Annotated in this window: 16 protein-coding genes; 7 read left to right on the top strand and 9 right to left on the bottom strand. The window is 70.3% G+C overall.

Features of this window, described 5'->3' with window-relative positions; all coding sequences use genetic code 11:
* Nucleotides 1-193 precede the first annotated feature (193 nt).
* From ACIP89_RS30825 to ACIP89_RS30815, 3 genes are all read left to right on the top strand, one after another.
* Nucleotides 194-895: a (2Fe-2S)-binding protein gene (locus ACIP89_RS30825; protein WP_402117821.1), complete on the top strand. Its 702-nt coding sequence runs from the start codon at nucleotides 194-196 to the stop codon at nucleotides 893-895.
* A 298-nt stretch (nucleotides 896-1,193) separates the two neighbouring features.
* On the top strand, nucleotides 1,194-3,875 hold the full coding sequence (locus tag ACIP89_RS30820; RefSeq protein WP_402117758.1) for a PA14 domain-containing protein: 2,682 nt from the start codon (nucleotides 1,194-1,196) through the stop codon (nucleotides 3,873-3,875).
* Nucleotides 3,876-4,003: 128 nt separating this feature from the next.
* Nucleotides 4,004-6,373, top strand: coding sequence for a GH92 family glycosyl hydrolase (locus tag ACIP89_RS30815; RefSeq protein ID WP_402117756.1), 2,370 nt, complete (start codon nucleotides 4,004-4,006; stop codon nucleotides 6,371-6,373).
* Between the two features lie 71 nt (nucleotides 6,374-6,444).
* On the opposite strand, the gene ACIP89_RS30810 is transcribed toward ACIP89_RS30815, so the two are convergent.
* Both ACIP89_RS30810 and ACIP89_RS30805 read right to left on the bottom strand, forming a co-directional pair.
* Nucleotides 6,445-6,777, bottom strand: a complete 333-nt coding sequence (locus ACIP89_RS30810) for an STAS domain-containing protein (RefSeq protein WP_402117754.1) — start codon at nucleotides 6,775-6,777, stop codon at nucleotides 6,445-6,447.
* 270 nt (nucleotides 6,778-7,047) lie between these two features.
* The gene (locus ACIP89_RS30805; RefSeq protein ID WP_401924910.1) at nucleotides 7,048-7,545 is read right to left on the bottom strand and encodes a MarR family transcriptional regulator; all 498 of its coding nucleotides are present in this window, start codon (nucleotides 7,543-7,545) and stop codon (nucleotides 7,048-7,050) included.
* An 80-nt stretch (nucleotides 7,546-7,625) separates the two neighbouring features.
* Between ACIP89_RS30805 and ACIP89_RS30800 the strand changes: the two genes are divergently transcribed.
* Nucleotides 7,626-8,801, top strand: a complete 1,176-nt coding sequence (locus ACIP89_RS30800; RefSeq protein WP_401924906.1) for a PP2C family protein-serine/threonine phosphatase — start codon at nucleotides 7,626-7,628, stop codon at nucleotides 8,799-8,801.
* Between the two features lie 55 nt (nucleotides 8,802-8,856).
* On the opposite strand, the gene ACIP89_RS30795 is transcribed toward ACIP89_RS30800, so the two are convergent.
* The 5 genes from ACIP89_RS30795 to ACIP89_RS30775 form a co-directional block, all read right to left on the bottom strand.
* Nucleotides 8,857-9,312 carry an ATP-binding protein gene (locus ACIP89_RS30795; RefSeq protein WP_401924904.1) on the bottom strand — a complete coding sequence of 152 codons (456 nt, stop codon included), beginning with the start codon at nucleotides 9,310-9,312 and terminating at the stop codon, nucleotides 8,857-8,859.
* Nucleotides 9,313-9,414: 102 nt separating this feature from the next.
* Nucleotides 9,415-9,858: a response regulator gene (locus ACIP89_RS30790; protein WP_401924902.1), complete on the bottom strand. Its 444-nt coding sequence runs from the start codon at nucleotides 9,856-9,858 to the stop codon at nucleotides 9,415-9,417.
* A complete protein-coding gene (locus ACIP89_RS30785) occupies nucleotides 9,855-11,471 on the bottom strand; it encodes a CHASE3 domain-containing protein (protein ID WP_401924899.1) in 1,617 nt (538 codons plus the stop codon). Before ACIP89_RS30785 ends, ACIP89_RS30790 begins: the two co-directional genes overlap by 4 nt.
* Nucleotides 11,461-12,681, bottom strand: coding sequence for a PP2C family protein-serine/threonine phosphatase (locus ACIP89_RS30780; RefSeq protein ID WP_401931054.1), 1,221 nt, complete (start codon nucleotides 12,679-12,681; stop codon nucleotides 11,461-11,463). Before ACIP89_RS30780 ends, ACIP89_RS30785 begins: the two co-directional genes overlap by 11 nt.
* Before the next feature lie 200 nt (nucleotides 12,682-12,881).
* On the bottom strand, nucleotides 12,882-13,784 hold the full coding sequence (locus ACIP89_RS30775; protein ID WP_401930935.1) for an RNA polymerase sigma factor SigF: 903 nt from the start codon (nucleotides 13,782-13,784) through the stop codon (nucleotides 12,882-12,884).
* Between the two features lie 211 nt (nucleotides 13,785-13,995).
* On the opposite strand from ACIP89_RS30775, the gene ACIP89_RS30770 reads away from it, so the two are divergent.
* From ACIP89_RS30770 to ACIP89_RS30760, 3 genes are all read left to right on the top strand, one after another.
* Nucleotides 13,996-15,510 carry an MFS transporter gene (locus tag ACIP89_RS30770; protein ID WP_402117753.1) on the top strand — a complete coding sequence of 505 codons (1,515 nt, stop codon included), beginning with the start codon at nucleotides 13,996-13,998 and terminating at the stop codon, nucleotides 15,508-15,510.
* A 191-nt stretch (nucleotides 15,511-15,701) separates the two neighbouring features.
* Entirely contained in the window at nucleotides 15,702-17,201 is a 1,500-nt protein-coding gene (locus ACIP89_RS30765; RefSeq protein WP_402117751.1) for an SDR family NAD(P)-dependent oxidoreductase, read from the top strand.
* 347 nt (nucleotides 17,202-17,548) lie between these two features.
* The gene (locus tag ACIP89_RS30760; protein WP_199884350.1) at nucleotides 17,549-17,725 is read left to right on the top strand and encodes a hypothetical protein; all 177 of its coding nucleotides are present in this window, start codon (nucleotides 17,549-17,551) and stop codon (nucleotides 17,723-17,725) included.
* 77 nt (nucleotides 17,726-17,802) lie between these two features.
* Here ACIP89_RS30760 and ACIP89_RS30755 read toward each other — a convergent pair whose 3' ends face one another.
* Nucleotides 17,803-18,177, bottom strand: coding sequence for a fluoride efflux transporter FluC (locus ACIP89_RS30755; RefSeq protein ID WP_402117750.1), 375 nt, complete (start codon nucleotides 18,175-18,177; stop codon nucleotides 17,803-17,805).
* Complete coding sequence (locus tag ACIP89_RS30750; RefSeq protein WP_401930944.1) at nucleotides 18,174-18,644, bottom strand: fluoride efflux transporter FluC; 471 nt, start codon at nucleotides 18,642-18,644, stop codon at nucleotides 18,174-18,176. Before ACIP89_RS30750 ends, ACIP89_RS30755 begins: the two co-directional genes overlap by 4 nt.
* Nucleotides 18,645-18,704 lie beyond the last annotated feature (60 nt).

Below are 18,704 nucleotides of genomic sequence, written 5' to 3'. Positions count from 1 at the left end.
CCTGAGACGGCGATCCGGCGTACTGCTTTGGTAGTACGGCAGTGGTTACGGTGTCCTCCTCCCGACGGTAGTCCCCCCTGCCGCCGACGTCAGAACGATCATCCCGTACGGATACGGTGGACCGCGAGCCGTGGCACTCCTGGTGTCCGCGGCGTCACGACAGGTGGCCGGGGAAGCGGAGGGCGACAGCACGATGGACGAGCCGCGAGCGGCCTCGGTGGGCGTGTTCTTCGCGCTCGGGACGGTCCCGTCACCGGACGGCGGACACCGCGCGCTGGCCCGCCTGTACGAGGGGGACACCGCGCCGCTCACCTCCCGGATCGACACCGTCGCCGAGCGGCTCGGCACGGCAGAGCGCCGGGTGGCCGCCTCCGTCGCGCAGCTGGGCCTGGCCGCACGGCTGTGGTCCTGCGCGCTGGGCCCGGCGGCACTCTCGGGCCGCTTCCCCGACCTGCGGGCGGAGAACCTCCACTGGGACCCGGACCGGCCGGCGCCCGAGGACCTCTGGACGGACTCCGCCGAGCCGCTGCCGGGCACCGCGGCCCGGATCAGGGACGTCGTCCAGTACGGCCATCTCGAACCGCTCGCCGCGGCGATCCGCCGCGACACGCCCGTCTCGTCCCGCCTCCTGCGGGGCAACGCCGGATCCGCCTTGGCCGGAACCGTGCGCCAGCTGACCGGCTGGGCGCGTACGCACGGCAGACCGGATGTCGCCGCCCGCGCCAGAGCCCTGGCGGCCGAGCTCTTCGACCACCACGGGCTGCGCGACACCGGCGCCCCGCACGGCCCCGGGTTCCGCCGGACCACCTGCTGCCTCTACTACCGCGTTCCGGGCGGCGGCCTGTGCGGTGACTGCGTCTTCGACAGCGCGCCCGGAGCGGCGGGGCGCGCATAGACCGTGTTCCGCGTGGCGGTTCGCCGGTTCGCCGCCTCGCCGGTTCTGCCGGGGCGGGCGGAGCGGCTGCCGGCGGGGTGCGGTCATCCGGCCGCCGGCCGGTGGTCCTGTCCGTTGCCGTGCCCCGGGGGCGCTTCCCGGGCTGCCGAGTCCCTGGTCGCGGTCGTGCCGAAGGGCGGCGCGGCGGGGGCGCGTCCTGCCCCGTGCCACGCCGATGTGCCGCTGGTTCTCCCGGTGTTGCTCCCTCCCGAGAGTCGGATGTCATGCACCTGGACAGGGCCGCATCGGTCGTGCTGTCATGCCAACTGCCATTCCTTCCAACGTTGTACATCCTGTTGCAACGAGCCGCCACCCTTCCTCGCAAGGAGGATCCGTGCGCATCAGAAAGAAGCTTGCCCTGCTGCTCGCCGCCGTCGTCGGGGCCGCGGGACTGTCCGCCGTACCCGCCGCCTCCGCGGCGGACCAGGACCCCCGGAGCCCGGCCGACGTGCAGGGGCTCAAGGGGGAGTACTACACCCAGTCCGCCCCGGGAGCCTTCGACTTCGGTGAGCTGAAGGCCACCGGATTCGACCCCGCCATCGACTTCCAGAGCCTGGAGTCGCGGCTGACCTCGGCCACCGGGCAGGCCGACGACGCCAGCATCCGGTGGACCGGGAAGATCGTGCCGGAGAAGTCCGGCGCCCACACCTTCGCCATGATCGGGGACAACGGCTTCCGTCTCTGGATCGACGGCAAACCGGTCATCGACCACTGGGTCGACGACTGGGAGAAGGAACAGACCTCGGAGCCGGTCGAGTTGACCGCGGGCAAGGCCTACGACTTCAAGGTCGAGTACTTCGAGCACGAGGGCGGCTCGAACCTCCACCTCAAGTGGACCGAGCCCGGCGGCACGAAGGTACCGGTGCCGCAGTCCGCCTTCCGGCTGCCCGACGACTTCGCGTACGACGGGGCGATCGCCGCCACCGTGCTCGCGGACGGCCGCACCCTCAAGCTGGACTTCGCGCAGAAGCTCGGGAAGCTCCCGGCCGGACTGGTGAACCACCTCGACGCCGTGATCGGCGGCGCCGAGTGGCCGCTCGGCGCGGTCAGGGCCGACCCGAAGGACCCGCGCAGCCTGACCGTCGCCCTCAAGGAGCCGGTCGTCGGCAACAAGGCCGGCAACGCCACCGGTCTGGCCGACATCCGCTACGACGGCGACGGCGCACTGGCCGGAGAGGACGGCAAGCGGGTCGGCGCCTTCTGGTCCAGCGGGCCGAACCGCTCCACGCACGAGCTGAGCACGAAGTGGGCCGACGAGGTGGGGCCGAAGAACGCGCTCCCCGAGTACCCGCGCCCCCAGCTCACCCGTGACAACTGGCAGAACCTCAACGGCTCCTGGGAGTTCGCCGCGGCGAAGGCCGGGGAGCGGCCCCCGGTGGGCAGGAAGCTCGGCGAGAGGATCCTCGTCCCGTACCCGGTCGAATCCCAGCTCTCCGGGATCGAACGGCACGAGGACCGCATGTGGTACCGCCGTACCTTCACCGTGCCCAAGAACTGGAAGGTCGGCTCGGGCAAGCGGCTCCAGCTCAACTTCGGCGCGGTCGACTGGCAGGCCGAGGTGTACGTCAACGGGCACCAGGTCACCGAACACAAGGGCGGCTACGACAAGTTCAGCGCCGATGTGACCGACGCGCTCAAGCCCGGCCGCACCCAGGAGCTGATCGTCGGCGTCTACGACCCGACCGACGCCGCGGACGGCGAGAACCCGCCGATGGGCAAGCAGCGCCTCGACCCCAGCGGCATCTGGTACACCCCGTCCTCCGGCATCTGGCAGACCGTCTGGATGGAGCCGGTCGCCGCCGACCACGCGGACTCGCTGAAGATCACCCCGGACGTCCCGGGCAGGAGCGTCGCCGTCGAGGTGCGCGGCGTACGCGACGGTGTCCCCGTCACCGCGACCGCGTACGACGGCAGGCGCAAGGTCGGCACGGCCACCGGGCGGACCGGATCGGCCCTGAAGGTGCGGATCCCGGACCCGCACCTGTGGTCCGCCGACGATCCGCACCTCTACCAGCTCAGGGTCACCGTCGGCTCCGACCGGGTCGGCAGCTACTTCGGGATGCGGTCCATCGCCGTCGAGAAGGTGAACGGCACCCCGCGCACCGTGCTGAACGGCAAGCCGGTCTTCCTGATGGCCACCCTCGACCAGGGGTTCTGGCCGGACGGGCTGCACACCGCGCCCACCGACGAGGCACTCGCGTACGACCTGAGGATGCACAAGGCGATGGGCTTCAACTCGGTGCGCAAGCACATCAAGGTGGAGCCCGACCGCTGGTTCTACTGGGCGGACAAGCTGGGCCTGATGGTCTGGCAGGACATGCCGGCGATGAACACCGTCAACCCGTCGGCCGCCGCCCGCACCGAGTACGAGCACGAGATGAAGGAGATGATCGACGAACACTCCAGCCACCCGTCCGTCGTCATGTGGGTCACCTTCAACGAGGGCTGGGGCCAGTACGACGAGGCCCGCATCGCCGACCAGGCCAAGTCCTGGGACCCGACGCGCCTGGTCAACAGCATGTCCGGGATCAACCTGGGCGTCGACGGCGGCACCGGTGACATCATCGACGAGCACGGCTACCCGAGTCCGGCGCTGCCGAAGCCGGACGGCCGGCGCGCCCTGATCAGCGGCGAGTACGGCGGACTGGGTCTGGCGGTCCCGGGCCACGCCTGGGCCGTGCAGCAGTCGTACATCGCCGTCGACCCGGCCACCTACACGGACGACTACCTCGCCAAGCTCGACGAGGTGCACGCGCTCGCCTGCAAGGGCGGCAACGGCGCCGTGTACACGCAGATCTCCGACGTGGAAGGCGAGTTGAACGGTCTGCTCACCTATGACCGCAGGATCGTCAAACCCGATGTGAAGCGGGTGCACGACGCCCAGCAGGCGCTGATCCACGACGCCTCGCAGCCCACCGTGGCGGGGTGCCCCGCCGGCTGATCCGTACGGCCCGCTCCGGTCCGGCCCTCGCGGGCGGGCCGGACCGGGCCCGTCCGCCCTCTTGACGGGGGCTGACGGGGAACCAAGAATGATCGCGCTCTGACAACGTTGTCCGAAGGAGTATGCCCATGCACCGGACCCCACGGCCGAGACTGCGCGGCCCCGCGGCCGCACTCGCGGCCGCAGCCCTCCTGGGCGGTGTCCTCACCACGGGGGCCACGGCCGCGGCCGAGGCCGCGCCGCGCAACGACGGCCGGCTGACCGATCTGGTCAACCCGTTCATCGGCACCCAGAACGAGGGCAACACCTACCCCGGCGCCTCCGTGCCCTTCGGCATGGTGCAGCTCTCTCCGGACACCGGCCACAACACCGGATACGACTACGGCGAGAACCACATCCGCGGCTTCTCCGCCGTCCATCTCTCCGGCGTCGGCTGCGGACTCGGCGGCGATCTGCCGACCCTGCCCACCACCGGCGACGTCACCGAGACCGACTACGCGACGTACGCGGCGGAGTTCAGCCACGACGACGAGAAGGCGAGCCCCGGCTACTACAAGGTCGGGCTCAAGACCGGCATCGACGCCGAGCTGACCGCCACTCGGCGCACCGGCGTCCAGCGCTACACCTTCCCGGCCACCGACAAGGCCAACGTGCTGCTCAACGCGGGCCAGTCGCTGCACAGGACCCTCTCGTCCGAGGTCGAGATCCTGGACCGCCGCACCGTGCGCACCGCGATCACCGGCAGCGGCTTCTGCCAGGACACCAAGCCGTACACGGTCTACACCGTCACCCACTTCGACCGGCCGTTCACCACCTCCGGCACCTGGAAGGGCGACACCGTCACCGAGGGCTCGAAGAAGTCCTCCGCCACCGACGCGCGCAACGGCGCCTGGCTCCGCTTCGACACCAGCAAGGACCGGACCGTCGAGGCCACCACCGCCCTGAGCTACGTCGACGCCAAGGGCGCGGCCCTCAACCTCCGCGCCGAGGGCGGGCGCGGCTTCGACCGCGTCGAGCGCGCCGCGCAGCGCGACTGGGAGGACCGCCTCGAAGGCGTGAAGGCCCAGGGCGGCAGCGACGAGCTGCGCCGCACCTTCTACTCCTCCCTCTACCGGTCCTTCCTCGCGCCCAACATCGGCAGCGACGTGGACGGCCGCTACACCGGCTGGGACCAGAAGAAGCACCGCGCCGTCGATGCCCACGGGGCCTTCACCTACTACCAGAACTGGTCACTCTGGGACACCTACCGCACCCAGGCCCAGCTCCTCTCGCTGCTCGCCCCGCGCGAGTCGCGTGACATGGCGGTATCGGTCCTGCGGATCGACGCGGAGAGCGGCTGGCTGCCCAAGTGGGGCTACGGCACGGTCGAGACGAATATCATGACCGGCGACCCGGTCACCCCCTTCCTCACCAACGCCTACCAGCAGGGACTGCTGAAGGGCTACGAGGAGCAGGCGTACCGCGCCCTCAAGAAGAACGCGGACGGTGTGCCGCCCGCGGACTCCGCCCCGGTCGGCCGGGAGGCCAACGCCGAGTACCTCAAGGACGGCTTCGCCCCGTACGTCAAGGGCCGTGAGCACGCCAAGCCCGGCGATTCCGACTACGACCACGGCGCCTCCGCCACCCTGGAGTACGCCCTGTCCGACGGGACGCTCGCCGAGATGGCGCGTGACCTCGGCCACAAGGCCGACGCCGCCCGGTACGACGCCCGCGCGCAGAACTACCGGAGGATCTTCGACCCGTCGACCGGCTTCTTCCGCGCCCGCGACGCCGCCGGAGCCTTCACCGGACCGGCCGACCCGGCCGAGAGCGAGGGCTTCCACGAGGGCACGTCCTGGCAGTACCAGTGGATGGTGCCGCAGGACATCCCCGGCATGGTCGACCTGATCGGCGGCAAGGACGCCGCCAACCGGCGGCTCGACTCCTTCTTCGCGTACGACGAGCTGCTGGCCGACCCCGCGAAGACCGCCCGTGAGGTCTGGGTCAACGGCCCGTACGCGTACTACAACGCCGACAAGTACAACCCGCAGAACGAGCCCGACCTCATCGCCCCGTACACCTATCTCTCCACCGGCCAGCCGTGGAAGACGACCGATGTGGTCCACGCGGCCCTGACGCTCTTCACCAACGGCCCCACCGGGATGACGGGCAATGACGACCTGGGCACCATGTCCGCGTGGATGGTGCTGTCCTCGATCGGGGTCTTCCCGGTCCAGCCCGGCACCGACACCTGGGGCCTGTCCACGCCCGCGTTCGAGCGCGTCGACATCAAGCTCGACCGCCGGTACTACCCGCGCGGCTCGCTCACGGTGAGCGCCCCGGGCGCCTCGGAGACCGAGCGCTACATCCAGTCGGCCCGACTCGACGGTGCGAAGCAGTCACGCACCTACCTGACCACGGACGACATCCGCTCGGCCCGCTCGCTCTCCTTCACGGTGGGCGACGCGCCCTCGGCCTGGGGCACCTCGCCCGGGGACGCTCCGCCCCCGCTCGGCTGACCGGCCGATCCGCGGCAACGCCGGGCGCCCTTCCCCCGTGGTCCGGGGGAAGGGCGCCCGGCGTTCGGGGTTCAGTGGGGGAGCGGGGGGCCGATCGCCTCGGTGACGGTCGCGAAGACCGGCAGCGCGCTGTCGAGGCTCAGCACCCCGATGAGCCGCTCCATGAACGGGGACGGCTCCGCGAGCCGCAGCCGGGGACCCAGCAGGGTCTGGCCCCGGAGCAGCACGTTGACCGTCGTCGAGTCCGCGAAATTCACGTCCGAGAGATCGACGACGACGGGGCCTTCGCCGCTCGCGGCCGCGTTCTCCAGGGCCGCGCCGAGCAGGGCGACGTTGTCGATGTCGAGATCGCCGGTCACGGCGAGCACCAGCGCTCCGCGGTCCTCACGTGGGACGATTCTCATGGCTCTGCCGGCACTGGGGGATGGGAGCACGGTCACCTCATGACGCACTGGATGGCGGGGAGAACCCTGGTTGACGAGGACGGTCCGGTGCATGTCCGTCCCTGCTCACGGTGGGTGAAGGCCAACGATAGAAGCAATAGTTGCCAGTTGACAACATTCTCCGTGAGGTAACAATCTGTACTTGAATGATCAATGGGCGGATCCCCTCCGGGAGCGCCTCGGAAACGCGGAAGCAGGGGCTCGATGAAGCTAGTACCGCGTCGGCCGGAGTCAGGCGCTGTCCGCGACGTCGTCAGGGAGCCGGTCTCCGGTGAGCCGCTGCGCCGCGGCCGAACGGAAGGCGGCCAGCCCTCCGGCGAGGGCCGCCACGTCGGAGGGCTGCATCCGCTCCAGCACGGCCGCGAGCTCACGCGTGCGGATGGCCCGGTACTCCTCCAGCAGGGCGTGGCCCCGCCCGGTCAGCCGCAGCTCGACCTCACGGCGGCTCGTCTGGCTCGGGTCCCGCTGGACGAGGCCCATGGCCTCCATCCGGTCGCAGAGCCGGCTCACCGACGGAGCCCGCGAGCCGAGCGCCTCACCGAGCGAGCGGAGGTTGCTGCCCTCCTGCTTCTCGATGACGAGGAGGGCCCGCAGCTGCGAAGGCGACACCGTGCCCGGAGGAGCGGCCTCCTGGCCTCGGCCCCAGAGCACCTCCAGCAGTTCCGATGCGGCACACACGTCCTCGGACACCCGCTCAAGGCGGTGAGGAGGATCGGTACGGTGGCGCATCCATCCACTCTTTCATCCGGCACACCCTCCTGTCAGCCCGGCCCGGGCCCCACAACCCGAAGAGGAATGAGCGCAAGACCGTGAACGTCCGTACCGAAATCGAGAGAGCCGTACGCGCGGCCGCACCGCACGCCCTGGTCGAGACGGTGCGCGAGGCGCTCGCCGCGGCGTACGACGCCCGGTCCGTGGAACTGCTGCTGGCGGACTACGGAATGACGGTGCTCAAGCCGGTCGGCTCCCCGCCGGGGCGTGAACGCGTCCTGTCGATGCACAACAGCCCGCAGGGCCGGGCCTTCGGCAGCCAGCTCCCGCACGAGCAGCCGGCGGACCGCGGCGGCGCCGTCGACCACCACTTTCCGGTCACCGTACGGGGCGAGCGCCTCGGCATCCTCACCGTCCGGCTCCCGGCGGGCGGCTCCACCCCGCGGACCATGGACGAGCTGGCCCAGGTGGCCGACCTGCTGGGCCACGAGATCATCGTCGCCGAACGGGACACCGACCTGTACCAGGCCGCCCGCCGTATCGCCCGGCTCACCCTGGCCGCCGAGATGCAGTGGCAGCTGCTCCCCGCCCGCGCGTTCACCGCGGCCGAGTACGCCATCGGTGCCCAGCTGGAGCCGGCCTACGCCATCCACGGCGACAACTTCGACTGGGCCGCGGACGGCGACCAGCTGACCGTCTCCGTGACCAACGGCATGGGCGAGGGCATCCAGGCCTCCCTGCTCACCAACCTCGCCGTGAACGCCCTGCGCAACGCCAGAAGGGCCGGCATCGGCATCGCGGACCAGGCCGCACTCGCCGACCAGGCGCTCTACGACCAGCACCGCGGCGCCGCCCATGTGTCGACCCTGCTGCTCCGCTTCGACCTCGCCACCGGAACGGTCGGCGCGGTGGACGCGGGCTCCCCGCAGCTGTGGCGGCTGCGCGGCAGGAAGGTCGCCCGCATAGAACTGGACGCGCAGCTGCCGCTCGGCATGTTCGAGGAGTCGCGGTACGACGTCCAGTACCTCCAGCTGGTCCCGGGCGACCGGCTGCTGCTCGTCAGCGACGGGGTGTACGACACCGTCTCGCCGCTCGGTGAGGCCTATGTCGAGCGGGGCCTCGCCAGGGCGGTCCTCGCGACGCGGCTGCTGCCCGCCGCCTCGGTGCCGGGCGCCGTGCTGCGCGAACTCGCGGACTACCGCCAATCGGACCCGCTCGACGACGCGCTGGTCGTCTGCGTCGACTGGTTCGGCAGACCCAACGGCGACGGCTGACCCCCACGCGGGCCCGTGGAACACCGGAGCCGGGAACCGCCGGGGCGGCCCGGAATCAGCTGCTGAGTGTGAACTCGGCTCGGATGCGCTTGCCGACGGGGACCCGCTCGGCCGTCAGCCGGTCGCACAGGGCCACCACGATCTCCATGCCGTGACCGCCCAGCCGGCTCGGGTCGGGGGAGTAGAAGACCGGGAGCGCGCTGCTGCTGTCGTACACGGTGACGCTGATCCGCTCCGCCGTGCCCTCCAGCTCCAGCAGATAGGGGCCGTGGCTGTAGCGGTCGGCGTTGGTGACCAGTTCGCTCACGGCCAGCATCAGGTCGTTGCGGGTGTGGGTGCCGAGCACGGCCATCCACTCGGAGACGAGCCGCGCGAGAAAACGGTCGGCCAGCGCCCGCGCCAGAGAGATGCACCCGGGCTCGCCGTCGAACACCTCGGCGGCGTGCAGTGCCTCCGAGGGCGGACGGCTCATCGGGGAGTCGTCCGGCCCGGAGATGGCCTGTTCGTTCATGTGCTCCAGCCAGGGCGCGGCGGCGAGACCGTGAGGGCCTCTCTTCTCGCTGCTCGTTTACCCCGGCCGGAAGATCCCACTCCCGGCCGGTGCCAGCAGATTCTACGCACGTCCGGGAAGCCGGACCACGGTCACGAAGAACTCGTCGATCTGGCGGACCGCCGCGATGAACTGATCGAGGTCGACCGGCTTCGTGACGTAGGCGTTGGCGTGCAGTTTGTAGCTGCGCAGGATGTCCTCCTCCGCGGAGGACGTCGTCAGCACGACCACGGGAATGAGGGAGAGCTCCGGGTCCTGCTTGATCTGCTCCAGTACCTGGCGACCGTCGTACTTGGGCAGGTTCAGGTCGAGCAGGATCAGATCGGGGCGCGGGGCCCCGCCGTGCTCGCCGCGGCGGTAGAGGAAGTCGAGCGCCTCCTGTCCGTCGCGGACCACGTGGAGGGTGTTGCGGATCTTGTTGTCCTCGAACGCCTCACGCGTCATCAGCTCGTCACCGGGATCGTCCTCGACGAGCAGGACCTCAATGGGCTTTGCGGGATGGGTCACGCGGTATCTCCGGGGATCTCGGCGGGTGGGGCGGCCTCGTCGGCCGGGGAGGTGTCGTCCTCGACAGGCAGGCTGAAGTGGACGCGGGTGCCCTGGCGGGGCTCGGGATCGAGCCAGATGCGGCCGCCGTGGAACTCGATGATCTTGCGGCAGAGGGCCAGTCCGATCCCGGTGCCGTCGTACTCGTCACGGGCGTGCAGACGCTGGAAGATCACGAAGACCTTCTCGGCGAACTCGGGGGCGATCCCGATCCCGTTGTCCGTCACGGTGAAGTGCCAGACGTCGTCCTCCCGGACGCAGCCGACCGTGATCACGCACGGCTCGTCCGGGCGCCGGAACTTCACCGCGTTCCCGATCAGGTTCTGCCAGATCATGGCGAGGGTCGTGCCGTCGCCGTTCACCTCGGGCAGCGCGTCCTCGCGCACGACCGTGGTTCCGGACTCCTCGATGACCAGCGCCAGATTGGCGAGCGCCCGGTCCAGCGAGCGGTCGAGGTCGACGCTGCTCCAGCTGTCGTGGACCCGGCCCACCCGGGAGAAGGTCAGCAGGTCGTTGATGAGCACCTGCATGCGCTTGGCACCGTCGACCGCGAAGTCGATGTACTGCTTGCCGCGTTTGTCCAGTTCCGTCCCGTAACGCTTCTCCAGGAGCTGGCAGAAGGACGCGACCTTCCGCAGCGGCTCCTGGAGATCGTGCGAGGCGACGTACGCGAACTGCTCCAGCTCCGAGTTGGAACGGCGGAGCTCCTCAGTCTGCTGGGCCAGCAGCTCCTCCCGCCCCTGGGCGGCGTCGAGCTCGTCGACCAGCCGGCACCGCATGTCCTCGACGGCGGCCGCCACCGCCCTCACGTCGGACGGGCCGCGCACCTCGATACGGCGGCGGAAGGCGCCGGACTGTACGTGCCGGGAGGCCTCGGCCAGCGCGTGGAGCGGACGGCCCACCACCCGGTGCAGCAGCAGGCTGAGGGCGATGACGCACAACACGAAGCAGGCCACGAGCGCGATCAGCGTCCGGTCGCGGGTGTCGCGTGCGTCGTTGAGCTGGGCACGGGCGTGGTCGCGGGCGGTGTCGAGATGCGACTGCTGCGTCGCGTAGAGCCGCCGCAGTGTGTCGAAGGCCGTCTTGCTCTCGGCGGTTCTGGCGGAGGACCGGTTCTCCCGGCCGTCCCGGCGGACGGTGGCGATCAGCGGTTCGGCGTGCTTCTCGCGCCACTGCGCGGCGGCCGCGGCGATCCGGTCCAGATCACCGGCGTACGGCTCGGCGCCGCCCATCGCGGAACGGACCCGGGCCAGCCGGAGCTGTTCGTCGCGCTTGCCCGTCGCGTAGGGCTGGAGGAAGGCGGGGTCGCCGCTGAGGGCGTAGCCCCTGACCCCGGTCTCCTGGTCCAGCAGCGAGTTCTGCAGCTGGAAGGAGGCGGAGCGGGCGGGCTGGATACGGTCCACCAGTTCGGTGGTCCGGTCGGATATCCGGGCCAGCACGAGTCCGCCGACGACCAGGCAGCCGCACACGACCACGACGAAGCAGACCAGGATCAGATGGACCCAGTTCTGGACCGACAGCCGTGCCAGCCGCCCTGGCCGCAGCGGGGTGTCCGCCGGTGAATCACTGGTCATGAGGTGTCCTGTTCCAGGCTAGATGAAGCACGGCCACGTCATCGGCGAGGCCGCCGTGGGGAGCCGCCGCGTCGGCGGCTCCGTCGACCAGTGCGTCGATGAACGGACGGGCCGGCAGCGTGGCCCGGTTCCGGGCCATCGCCAGCAGTCCGTCCTCGCCCAGCCGGGAGTCGGGGCCGGTGCGCCCCTCGAACAGGCCGTCACTGAAGAGTACGAGACGGGCGCCGGGCGCCAGCGCCAGGTCGGTGGAGATCCACTGACCGTGACCGGGCAGCAGTCCGAGCGCGATGCCGCCCTCGGGCTCCACCCACTCGATTTCCGTGCCCTGGCGCAGCAGCAGCCCGGGGTGTCCCGCCCGGACGATCCGTACGTGGTCCCCGCCGGGCGGGAAGACGAGCGAGGTGACGGTCGCGAAGACGTGCGGGTCGGACCGCTCCGCGACCAGGATCTCCTCAAGCAGGGCTATCTGTTCCAGCTGGTCGGTGCGGCACAGCACAGCCGTGCGCCAGGCCACCCGGAGGCACACCCCCAGCGCGGCCTCCGCCGCGCCGTGCCCCGACACATCGCCGATCACGGCGTGCACCGTGCCGTCGGACGTCTGGACCACGTCGTAGAAGTCACCGCTGAGCAGACCGTGGGCGCGGCCGGGCTCGTAGCGGGCGACCGCCTCGAAGCTGTCGTCGTTCAGGAGCGGTACGGGCAGCAGCCCGCGTTCCAGCCGGGCGTTCTCCTGGGCCATCTGCTGGTTGGCGCGCAGGGCCGACGCCGCCCGTTCGACCTGCTTGCGCTGGAGGGCGTAGCGGACGGCGCGGGACAGGGCCTGCGGGTCGAGCCGTCCCTTGACCAGGTAGTCCTGCGCACCGGTGGCCACCGCGTCCAGTCCGGCCTCGGCCTCGGCCAGTCCGGTCAGCACCACGATCGCGGCGTCCGGAGTGCTCTCCACGATCTGGGTGACGGCGCTCAGCCCGTGCACATCGGGAAGGTGCAGGTCGAGCAGGACGCAGACGGGTGTCCGGTGCCCGCGCAGAAACGTCAGGGCCTCGGTCAGCGTCTTGCACCAGGTGAGCGCGGAGTCCAGCTCGCCGTCGGCGAGCATCTCCTCGACGAGGAGGGCGTCGCCCGCATCGTCCTCCACCAGCAGAATGGCTGCATCGACGTCCCAGACTGAGGTCCGGCCGCCCGGCAGCGCTCCGGCCTGCAGCGGGAGCACCGCGCTGACCGGATGCCGCGCGTGGGAGCCAGTACGCGTCTCAGCCACGCCTCACCCTCTCGTTGTGATCGAGCGGGCCGCCCGCCGTCGCCAGGAAGCATATGTGAATGACGCCCGCCCAAGTGCGGGCGGGCGTCATTCGACTGCTGTGTGAGCCGCTACGGGCGTTGCCGGTACCGGACGCTCTCAGAATTCGGACGTCACGCCTCGACGGACATCCCGGCACGCAACTGCTTGACGATGCGGGCCAGCAGCCGAGACACGTGCATCTGCGAGACGCCGAGCTCGGCACCGATCTGGGACTGCGTCATCTCCTGGCCGAAGCGCATCCGCACGATGCTGCGCTCGCGCTCGTCGAGCTGTTCCAGCAGCGGCGCCAGCGTGTGGAGGTTCTCGACGGTCTCCATCCCGGGGTCGGCCTCACCGATCATCTCGGCGAACGACCGCTGGTCGCTCCCGCCGTCGGTCTCGGCCGAGGGGGAGTCCAGGGACCCCGCCGAATAGCCGTTGGCCGCGACGAGGCCCTCGATGATCTCTTCCTCGGGCAGATCGAGGAGCTCGGCCAGCTCCTTGACCGTCGGATCGCGGTCGAGCTTCGCCGAGAGCTCCTCCTTCGCCTTCGCCAGGTCGACCCGCAGCTCCTGGAGCCGCCGCGGCACGTGTACCGCCCAGGTCGTGTCCCGGAAGAAGCGCTTGATCTCCCCGACGATGTAGGGGACCGCGAAAGTGGCGAATTCGACATCACGAGAGAGGTCGAACCGGTCGATCGCCTTGATCAGCCCGATGGTCCCCACCTGGATGATGTCCTCGGCGTCGTCGCCACCGCGGTTGCGGAACCGTGAGGCGGCGTACCGCACCAGTGAGAGATTCATCTCGATGAGGGTGTTGCGTGCGTACTGGTACTCGTGAGTGCCCTCTTCGAGGACCTGGAGCCGGTCGAGGAACAGCTTCGACAGGGCGCGGGCGTCCTTCGGAGCCACCTTCCCGGTGTCCTCGATCCACGGCAGCTCCGAGGTGCCGGGCTCCGAACGGATGCCGGTCTGCTCCGAGAACGTGCGGGTAGTACCAAGCACTGCGCCGGTCTGCCCCGTCGTGGCTGCCATGTTGTCGCCCCTCCTGCTAGCCAAGTGCGTCAGACCTCGTGTGCCCCGCATCAGCGAGGTCATGCCGAATGGATGCGATTTTTTTTCGCTGACGTGGCCGCGAAGGACATGTGCGGCGTTATGCCCATGTTTGTCGCAGTGCTGGTTGGATCCGGGATGTTGGCGGCCCGCATTCGCGGGCACTGTCTTGTATCCGATGCAGGGAGATGCCATGGCGAACAGCGATTCCAAGAGCCCGGCTACGGCCACTGTCACGACCAGGATTCCGGCCAGACTCGACAGACTCCCCTGGTCGGGGTGGCACTGGATGATCGTGATCGGGCTGGGGACGGTCTGGATCCTGGACGGCCTGGAGGTCACGGTCGTCGGCAACATCGCGAGCCGGCTCTCCGAGGACGGCAGCGGTCTGCCCATCAGCGCCGGCCAGGTCACCGGGATCGCCGCGGCGATGTACGTGGCGGGGGCGTGTTCGGGTGCGCTGGTCTTCGGGTGGCTCACCGACCGCTACGGCAGGAAGAAGCTCTTCCTGATCACGCTCGCCGTCTACCTCCTGGCGACGGCGCTCACCGCGGTCTCCTTCTCGGTCTGGTGGTTCTTCCTCTTCCGGTTCCTCACCGGCTTCGGGATCGGAGGGGAGTACGCGGCGATCAACTCGGCCATCGACGAACTCATTCCGAGCAAGTACCGGGGACGCGTCGACCTCATCATCAACGGCAGCTTCTGGCTCGGTGCGGTGGCCGGCTCGCTGCTCTCCGTGCTCGCCCTGAACACGTCCATCTTCCCGAAGGACGTCGGCTGGCGCCTCACCTTCGCCCTGGGGGTCGTCCTCGGGCTCGTCATCCTCCTCGTGCGCCGCCACGTGCCGGAGAGCCCCCGCTGGATGTTCATCCACGGCCGGGACGAGGAAGCGGAGAAGCTCGTCGCCGAGGTGGAACGTGAGGTGGAGTCACAGACGGGACGGACGCTCCCGGAGGCCGGGACAGCCATCACCGTCGAGCAGCGGGGCGGGATCGGCTTCGGGCTGATCGCCAGGACCGTCTTCCGGTCCTACCCGAAACGGGCCGTGCTGGGCTTCTCGCTCTTCATCGGGCAGGCGTTCCTCTACAACGCCGTCACGTTCGGCTTCGGCTCGATCCTCGTCACGTTCTTCGACGTGTCGAGCGGCGCCACCGGCTACTACTTCGCGGTCATCGCCTCCTGCAACTTCCTCGGGCCGCTCCTGCTCAGCCGGTTCTTCGACACCGTCGGCCGCAAACCCATGATCGCCGGGACGTACATCCTGTCCGGCGTCCTGCTCCTGGTCACCGCGTGGTTCTTCAACAGCGGGTGGCTCTCGGCAGTCACCATGACCGCCTGCTGGTGCGTCGTGCTCTTCTTCGCCTCCGCCGGTGCCAGCTCCGCCTACCTGACCGTCAGCGAGATCTTCCCGATGGAGACCCGCGCGATGGCGATCGCCTTCTTCTACGCCATCGGCACCGCCGCCGGCGGAATCTCCGGACCCCTCGTCTTCGCCGACCTCACGGCGAGCGGCGTGGTCGCCGACACCGCGCTGGCCTTCTGTATCGGGGCCGTGCTCATGATCGCGGCCGGGCTGGTGGCCTGCTTCTTCGCCGTGGCGGCGGAAGGCCGGTCCCTGGAGGACATCGCCGCACCGCTGAGCACCCGGAAGGACGCGGGCGGAAGCGGGACGCGGCCCTCGGCCGCGCCCTCGGGTGAATCCGGCTGACGTACTCGAATGGAGCAGCCGCCGGAGCATGGCAAACTTGGCGGGGGCGTTCGGCCCGCAGTGCGGCGGCTCCACGCAGAAGCCCGCGGCCGGACCTTCAGTCCCGTGGACGCGAGTCCTCGTGAGTCCGGCTCGGCGGCGCGCCACGGTCGCCGGGAGAATCCGGCGGCACAAGCAACAGAGGAACGGCAATGACGGTGACAGACGACGGCCCCGAGCTCGGTACCGAGGAGCTCGTGACCGGTGCCGGGGAGTTCGGTCCCGGCATCGACCCGCAGCGGCTGGCCGTCTGCCTGAGCGTGCTCGACGAGCTGGACGCCATCGAGGTCGACCACCCGGACGCCATCGCGGTGCGCCGCGCCACCGCCGGTATCTACCGGACCGTGAAGCAGCGCCGCCGTCAGGAGCGCCGGGCCGCCAAGACCGCGCACGACAAGGCCGTCACCGAGGCCACCGCGACCGGTTCGGCGGAGCGCATCGACGACGAGACCCAGGGCGTCCTGCCGTCCTCCTCCGCCGCCGCGGAGATCGCGGGCGTCCTCCAGCGCCCCAGGTCCTGCTACATCTGCAAGACGCGGTACGTCGAGGTCGACGCGTTCTACCACCAGCTCTGCCAGCCGTGCGCCCGGGAGAACCGCTCCCGCCGTGACGCGCGCACCGACCTGACCGGCCGCCGGGCGCTGCTCACCGGCGGCCGCGCCAAGATCGGTATGTACATCGCGCTGCGCCTGCTGCGGGACGGCGCGCACACCACGATCACCACCCGCTTCCCCAACGACGCGATCCGCCGCTTCAAGGCGATGGAGGACAGCGACGAGTGGATCCACCGGCTGAAGATCGTCGGCATCGATCTCCGCGACCCCGCCCAGGTCGTCGCGCTGGCCGAGTCCGTCGCCGCGGCGGGCCCGCTGGACATCCTGATCAACAACGCCGCCCAGACGGTGCGCCGCTCACCGCAGGCGTACAGCGAACTGCTCGGTGCCGAGTCGGCCCCGCTGCCCGCGGGTGAACTCCCCGCCGCCGAGGTGATCGGCACCTTCGGCAGCGGCAGCGTCGACCGCGTCGCCGCGCTGCCCGCCGCCCGCAAGGACGGGCTGAGCGCGCAGGACGTCACCGATCTCGCGCTGGTCACCGGATCCGCCTCGCCGGAACGGATCGCCGCCGGAACCGCCATCGACGCGGGCGGCCTGGTCCCCGACCTGCACCACAGCAACAGCTGGATCCAGACAGTCGACGAGGTCGAGCCGATCGAGCTGCTGGAGGTCCAGCTCTGCAACTCGACCGCGCCGTTCATCCTGATCAGCCGGCTCCGCCCGGCCATGGCCGCGACGGCGTCGGCCCACTCCTACGTGGTCAACGTCTCAGCGATGGAGGGGGTGTTCGGCCGCGGCTACAAGGGGGCGGGGCACCCGCACACCAACATGGCCAAGGCCGCGCTGAACATGCTCACCCGCACCAGCGCCCAGGAGATGTTCGAGAAGGACGGCATCCTGATGACCGCCGTCGACACCGGCTGGATCACCGACGAGCGGCCGCACCCGGACAAGATGCGGCTGGCGGAGGAGGGCTTCCACGCCCCGCTCGACCTGGTCGACGGCGCCGCTCGCGTCTACGACCCGATCGTGCGCGGTGAGGCGGGCGAGGCGCTGTACGGCTGCTTCCTCAAGGACTACGCTCCGGCGAACTGGTAGCGGCCGGGGGCAGCGTCCCCGCACGGAGTCGCGGACCCGGCCCGGGAAGTCTCCCGGGCCGGGTCTTTTCCGTGCCCGGTGGCCGAAAGTGACCCAGGGCACACGTTCCATCGAGCGTAGCGGCGCTCATTTGGTTACTCTGAGGGGAACGGACGCCACCGAGGGATCCACGAAGATTCCCCGGCCGTCCTGGGACAGGCTTGTCAACCAGGCCGCCGTCCCGCCCTGTACCGGCGCCACCGCGACCGAAGCTGATCCTTCCCCCGCCCCGGCGGGCGGTCGACGTGCCGGCATAGGAGCCGGAGCGTCGGCGACGCCCGGGGTTACGCGACACAAAGGAGTGCGCGGTGACGACACCGGAACTGACGAAGTACGAGAAGCGACCGGCCGAGCGGTCCGGAGAGCGGGCCCGCAGGCCCGAGAAGCTCCGGAACATCGAGGTCTGGGCCAGGTCCGCACCGATCCGGCTGGCCGGCTACGAGGACGACCTCGCCGAGCCGCACATCCTGCCCGGCATCGACTGAGCGTCGCACCACGGAGCTCCGGCCCGCCCCGTGAACGGGGTGCGGGCCGGAGCTCTGTGGTGCGACGGGCGCCCCGTTCAGAAGGCCGCGCGGGCCACGGCGGCCCCGGCGAACGAGAGGCCGACGCCCGCGCCCACGGTCAGCAGCAGATAGCCCGCCGCCAGGATGAGCCGGCGGGCGGAGTTCAGGGTCAGCAGTTCGTAGGAGAACGTCGACCAGGTCGACAGAGCCCCGCAGAACCCGGTGGCGAGCAGCAGATCGAGCCGGGCGCCCAGCTCCCCGCCGGCCACCGCCTCCGCGACGAAGCCGAGGAACAGGGCGGCGCCGGCGTTGGCGGCGAAGGTGCCCCACGGGAAGGCGCTGTGCAGGCGGAACTTCGCGTCGACCCCGAGGTAGTAGCGCAGCGGTGCGCCCACGAGTCCGCCGGCGATGACGAGCAGCCAGTCGGTCATGACGCGCCGTTCTCCGTGACGTAGGAACGCCCGAAGGCGAAGTGGGTGGCGAACGCGCCCGCCGTCACGGCGGACAGCGCGGCCACCACGGTCAGCACCAGGCAGCCGGCCGCGTAACCGGGCTGGTGGTTCTCGAACAGCTGCCGGACGTTGTCCGTGTAGTGCGAGAACGAGGTGAACCCGCCGAGCACTCCGGTGCCGAGCAGCGGACTGATCAGCCGGGGCGCGCCGGGGAAGCGCAGCTTCAGGGTGACCATCAGAACGCCCATCAGGAAACAGCCGACCGTGTTGATCAGCAGAAGCGTCCATGGGAAGGCCGTCGCACCGGTGGGCCAGAGGCGTTCGGCGCCGTACCGGGCGACGGCTCCGGCGGCGCCGCCGACCGCGACGGCGGCCACCACCGACAGCTGCACCCCCGGGTGATGGTCGGGGTGGCTGCGCAGGTGCAGCCTCATCCTGGGTGACATTCCGCGAATCTATGGAGCGGGCGGGTCCGTCCGGGGCGTAGCGCGCCAGTCCGGCCGAGT

Source organism: Streptomyces sp. NPDC088730 (genome assembly GCF_044751215.1).
Lineage (GTDB): Bacteria > Actinomycetota > Actinomycetes > Streptomycetales > Streptomycetaceae > Streptomyces.
Note: the sequence above shows the minus strand (reverse complement) of the source record. Positions and strands in the feature narration are given on the sequence as shown.